The following is a 5,056-nucleotide window of genomic DNA, read 5'->3' as shown; positions in this document are numbered from 1 at the left end:
CTTAAAAGAATTTTAAAATTCTCAAATAATTCCAAATAAACCGCCAGAATAATATTGGCGGTTTATTATTTATAAATTTTATAAAGCTTTCTTGGTTGAATAAAAACAAATAGTCTTCAAGGTATGATTGTTAAATATAGACCAGAGTTTAAGGATGTTTAATGCGATCAATTAGTCAGGAAAACTTTAAACCAAGAAATCAACCGTACTAGATTGATCAATAGGGTATAAAGGTTCTGTATTATCGCTATTTAAAAATTCAGAATTATCAGTATTTTCTTGTGTTTCTATAGGGGTTGTGACTATAGGATCTGTAGATGATTCAGGTGGCGTTACTGGTGTTTCTGGCTTTACTAAATCACTAAATTTATTTTTAGTATGACCCAGAGCTTTTCCTTTTCCTGAAAAATCTTCTAATGTCCAGGCTCTGACTCCATGATCGGTTGGTTGGATATTCATAATTTAGATCTCCTTTTCTAAGAAAGATATTTTTAAAAAAACAATTATTGATTCTAATTAAAATACTAAATAATAAGCAAATATTAAAAATCATACAAATATATTAAATTTATATTAGAAATAGGAGATTTCAGCCAATTTTTTGCAGCTGTCCTTATAGTTCAATTGTTTTACATATATTTTCCCATTCAATAAATGGAGAAAGAAAATCCACATGATCATGGGTGTTGTAACCTGGTATGGGTTGCCAAAGTCTTACACCGGCTTTATATAATTCTATATATAAGCCTCTATCACATACTCCATAGGCTATGAAAAGCTGATTGACGGCTTGCCACATTTGCTGGCTAATAATACATGTACAGGTGGTGCTTTCTGCCGTTCTCCAATATGATGTTGGTGTCATTATTATAAATTCTTGGCCCTGGCATATATCATCGTTTCTGGTATATCTGTCAGGATGATCATAAAGAGTAGCTATAGATTCTTCCGGTAAACATTTCAGTCCATCCAATAAGGCTTTATGCCAGCCTGGTCTGTGTAAATAATCATCTTCAAGAAAATAAAAATAATCTGATACTTTATCTTCATTAGCAATTTCGTAGCACTTTCTTAAAGAACCCACGTTACTACAAAGACCTATATTGATTAAAGAAAATTTGTCAGGGTATTTTTCTACATAATTTTTTTCTATATATTCTTTAAGGTAATCCCCAGGGCCATCAAATACTACGGTTACTTTTACATCTTCGTTTATTATTTCTTCAGCCATTGATTTAAAGTATTTTCTTTTATCAAACCATTCTGTTCTTTGATAAGTGGCATTAGGATTAAATGTATAGCCTCCATGAAGTCGATATTTCTTGTGTTTTTCTCTTGTCTCCTCTCCTCCGCAGGTTCTATAAATAACGTGTATCATAAAAAAATCCTCTTCATTACCCAGATTGTCTGCTTACATTAAAATCTTACACTGTAAAACATTGTACTATAATTGCGATATTAAAAGTCTTTTAGATAAACTGAATTAACGAGTCAAAAAAGCAGTGTTTAAGGTTTTAGTTTAGTATTGATTTGAGTTAAGCTATATTTGAAATGCTTATTCAGTATTTTAGGAGAAAATAATGGGGAAAAATATTTGTATATACTGTTCAGCAAGTAATACCGTTGATTCTGCTTTCTTTAGAGCAGCAAATAAACTAGGTACTTTAATAGCAACCAGAGGTCATACCCTGGTTTATGGTGGAGGCTGTGTTGGATTAATGGGAGAGGTGGCTAAATCAGTACATCATTGTGGTGGCGAGGTTATAGGAGTAATCCCTGAAGGATTAAGAAATAAAGAAGTGTGTTATGAACAGGCTGATGAATTAATAGTAACTAAAGACATGCGTGAGCGTAAAGCAACTATGGAAGCAAAATCAGATGCTTTTATTACTATTCCGGGTGGATTTGGCACACTTGAAGAAATTTTAGAGATGATAACAGCAAGACAGTTGGGATTTCATAATAAACCTTTAGTAATAGTTAATATTAACGGTTTTTATGATCCGCTTGTCCAGTTATTTGAGCATATTTTCCAGCATAATTTTGCAAATGCGAATCTTAAAGATTCATACTATATTGCATCAGACATAGAAAGTGCTGTTACTTTTGTTGAGCAATATTCTTCTACAGACTTTATTAGCAGATGGTAATTATTTGTTAATTATGTAAGTTGGGAAATTTGGTGATGGTAAAAAAATGAGTGGTAAATATTTGAGATAATTATAAGGGATAAAGCCATTTTGTCATGCCGGACTTGATCCGGCATCTATCCAATTAACGTTTATAGCTTAGAATTACAACATAGATAGATCCCGAAACAAGTGCGGGATGATAATATAACGATTTGAGACTTTTTGTTTCACTTAAGTATTGACGTTTTTGCTGACTATAAAATTTTAAGTTAAAATTATTTGTTACTTCCATAAAATAAATTCATCACTTTATTTTAGGCTATTACCGGAAGTTTATTTGATTTCTACCGGGGTTCGGCCTTTTAAAAATACAAACCAGTATAAGCAGGCAACAAAAATTACTGCTCCAAAGATATTTCCCAAAGTTACCGGAATTAAGTTATTAAATATAAATCCTGAGACAGTTAAATTTGCTAATTCATTCTGGCTTAAATTAGCAGCATTTACTACTTGTGGCATTGTTTTTAAGAATAAACCTTTAGTTATAAAGTACATATTTGCAATACAATGTTCGTAACCTGAAGCAGCGAAAGTTAAAATTGGAAAAAATACGGCAAATATTTTACCTATAACTTGTCTTGTTGCAACAGACATCCATATAGCAAGGCATACTAACCAGTTTGCTAATATACCTCGTGTAAATGCTTCAACAAAAGTCAGGTTTACTTTCAATGCTGCAATTTTTAGCCCTGCAACAGAGCCTAAAAAATTACTTTGAGCCCATAAGCCTGTTAAATAAAGAATTATAATTATAAATATGGCTCCAATAAAGTTAGCAGCATACACAATGACCCAGTTCCTCAGTAATAAATTAATTGTTGTCTTTCTTTCCAGCAAAGAAAGCATAATTAGAGTATTGCCCGTAAATAATTCTCCCCCTGCAATAATAATAAGAACAAGTGCTACTGTAAAAACGGCTCCGCTTATCATTCTGATAATTCCTGATCCAAGCATATTAGCAGGATCTTGTCCTACAACGGTAGCTATTTCGCCACCAAAACCTACATAAACACCAGCTAAAAATCCAAGAATAAAAAGTCTGCTAAAACCTGTTTTGGCTTTAGCCAGCATAATTGTGTTGCTTAAATGATGAGCTATACAAGCAGGAGTTTTACAATCTTCCACATGTATAGGTTCATCTAGTTCTAATGGTGGCTCTTCAGGATTTTGTCTTTTTTCTACCATTGTCGACACCTTAAATAGCGATATAAAGGACGTAATAAAAAATTCTTACGTATTTTTTATTACTCGATTAATGACTGGTTACAGGAAGCAGTCTGTAAAAATCATAACGGATTTTTCATCAAAATCCTTAATGATTTTTTCCGCTGTCCTTAAGTAAGAAAGAAAAAGTTTTTACATAAAATTTTAAATGTCATCCCGAATTTATTTAACCAGTTGGCAACATTGGTAAGATGCCGGATCAAGTCCGGCATGACATCCAGTAAGAATTTTTTCTTACCTCCTTATTACAAGTTATTTTTAGGATAAAAAATAATTTTGAAGCCCACAACATCTGTTCCGGCAAAAATCAGGGATTATTTTGATAAAGCCTGGTTAAAATGGTTAGCGTTTTTACTCGATAATTTCTTTTTTATTAAGTTTTTTGATATATAATTCATCAAGTAAAACACTTATCGTTGCAGCAAAAGCAGGTGCCAATATTATTCCGATAAATCCTAGTAGTATTGTTCCTACCAGTAAAGAGAATATTAGGGTTAATGGATGAAGATTAAGAAATTTACCAAAAATGAGAGGTCTTATAAACGTATCTGCTAACCATTGTGCAGCAATATAAATGATGAAAGCCCATAGTGCCAGAATTGGTTTTTGAGCTAAACTTACCAGGATAATGATACTTACTCCGATTATTGGTCCAACGATCGGAATTATATCAAGTATGCCTGCTATTGTGCCCAGTATTAGAGAAAATTTCACTCCAATTAAAGCTAATCCTATAGAAATAATTAGGCCTATAGTAAATACCATAATTACTAAGCTGATAACATAGCCTCCAGCTTTTTTTGATATTAATCCAGCTATTCTGCTTACTTCAAGTCTGTCTTTTTCCTGAAAAAGGTTTAAAAATTTATCTTTTAGATAGTATTTGTCTATTAGCATGTAAAGGACTATTATTGCTGATGTAAAAATAAAGATAACTGAAGATATGAAACCTTTTGTTAAATTTACGGAGCCGCTGATAACATTCTGGCCAATTCCTGATATAGCTGTAATTATTTGGGAGACATCAGGTATAATATTAAGGGTTTCAATGTAATTTACTAATTGTCTTATTCCTAAATTATTAACTATACTAACTAAGCCTACCTCATTCGTTTGATTACCTGCCAGATTTTGTATTTTTGCCCAGTAAGCAGGAGCTTGATTTAAGAATAAAAGAGTTTGCCGAATAAAAATATTTATAAGTGGTATTAAGAATACAGCTATGACTATTAGACCTGCTAATGCAATAAGAAATATAGCAGCTTTTCTTGGCATTTTTCTGCTGAGAAGTTCTACTAATGGGTCTATTGCACTTGCTATAACAAATGAAGCAAAGAATAAAATGAGAATTGTTTGAACTTTGTAAGCCAAAAAACCTAAAGTTAGAACAAAAATTACAAGAATTATATTTTTAAATATATTCAAATCGTTTGTTGTCTGACTGTTATGCTCGTTATTGTTTTGAGAATTTGATGGTGTGTTGCTAATAGAGGTATTAAATATTTTTGATATTAGCGTTTGAAACATGAAATTAGCCTTTAAGATAATAATCAAATTAAATCTAGCATATAAATTAAGATTTAAGCAAGATTTCTCTTAGGCATTCATTAAAAATAGAATCTATACAAAACAAATAAGAA

At 31.7% G+C, this 5,056-nt stretch carries 5 protein-coding genes; 1 reads left to right on the top strand and 4 read right to left on the bottom strand.

Annotated features, from left to right (window positions below):
* Positions 1 to 186 precede the first annotated feature (186 nt).
* Positions 187 to 459 carry a hypothetical protein gene (locus A2255_01505; protein OGI23402.1) on the bottom strand — a complete coding sequence of 91 codons (273 nt, stop codon included), beginning with the start codon at positions 457 to 459 and terminating at the stop codon, positions 187 to 189.
* A gap of 154 nt (positions 460 to 613) precedes the next feature.
* Positions 614 to 1,378: a hypothetical protein gene (locus A2255_01500; protein ID OGI23401.1), complete on the bottom strand. Its 765-nt coding sequence runs from the start codon at positions 1,376 to 1,378 to the stop codon at positions 614 to 616.
* Between the two features lie 202 nt (positions 1,379 to 1,580).
* On the opposite strand from A2255_01500, the gene A2255_01495 reads away from it, so the two are divergent.
* A complete protein-coding gene (locus tag A2255_01495; protein ID OGI23400.1) occupies positions 1,581 to 2,150 on the top strand; it encodes a Rossman fold protein, TIGR00730 family in 570 nt (189 codons plus the stop codon).
* 315 nt (positions 2,151 to 2,465) lie between these two features.
* Here the strand turns inward: A2255_01495 and A2255_01490 are convergent, their stop codons facing one another.
* Positions 2,466 to 3,323, bottom strand: a complete 858-nt coding sequence (locus tag A2255_01490; GenBank protein OGI23403.1) for a hypothetical protein — start codon at positions 3,321 to 3,323, stop codon at positions 2,466 to 2,468.
* A gap of 444 nt (positions 3,324 to 3,767) precedes the next feature.
* The gene (locus tag A2255_01485; protein OGI23399.1) at positions 3,768 to 4,943 is read right to left on the bottom strand and encodes a hypothetical protein; all 1,176 of its coding nucleotides are present in this window, start codon (positions 4,941 to 4,943) and stop codon (positions 3,768 to 3,770) included.
* Positions 4,944 to 5,056 lie beyond the last annotated feature (113 nt).

This window comes from Candidatus Melainabacteria bacterium RIFOXYA2_FULL_32_9 (assembly GCA_001784615.1).
Classification (GTDB): domain Bacteria; phylum Cyanobacteriota; class Vampirovibrionia; order Gastranaerophilales; family UBA9579; genus UBA9579.
The sequence above is the reverse complement of the archived record's forward strand: the minus strand, read 5'-3'. Positions and strand labels throughout refer to the sequence as shown.

Excerpts from the sequence above, each read along its gene's own strand:
- A2255_01505 (OGI23402.1), bottom strand. The coding sequence starts at position 459 with ATGAATATCCAACCAACCGATCATGGAGTCAGAGCCTGGACATTAGAA.
- A2255_01500 (OGI23401.1), bottom strand. The coding sequence starts at position 1,378 with ATGATACACGTTATTTATAGAACCTGCGGAGGAGAGGAGACAAGAGAA.
- A2255_01495 (OGI23400.1), top strand. The coding sequence starts at position 1,581 with ATGGGGAAAAATATTTGTATATACTGTTCAGCAAGTAATACCGTTGAT.
- A2255_01485 (OGI23399.1), bottom strand. The coding sequence starts at position 4,943 with ATGTTTCAAACGCTAATATCAAAAATATTTAATACCTCTATTAGCAAC.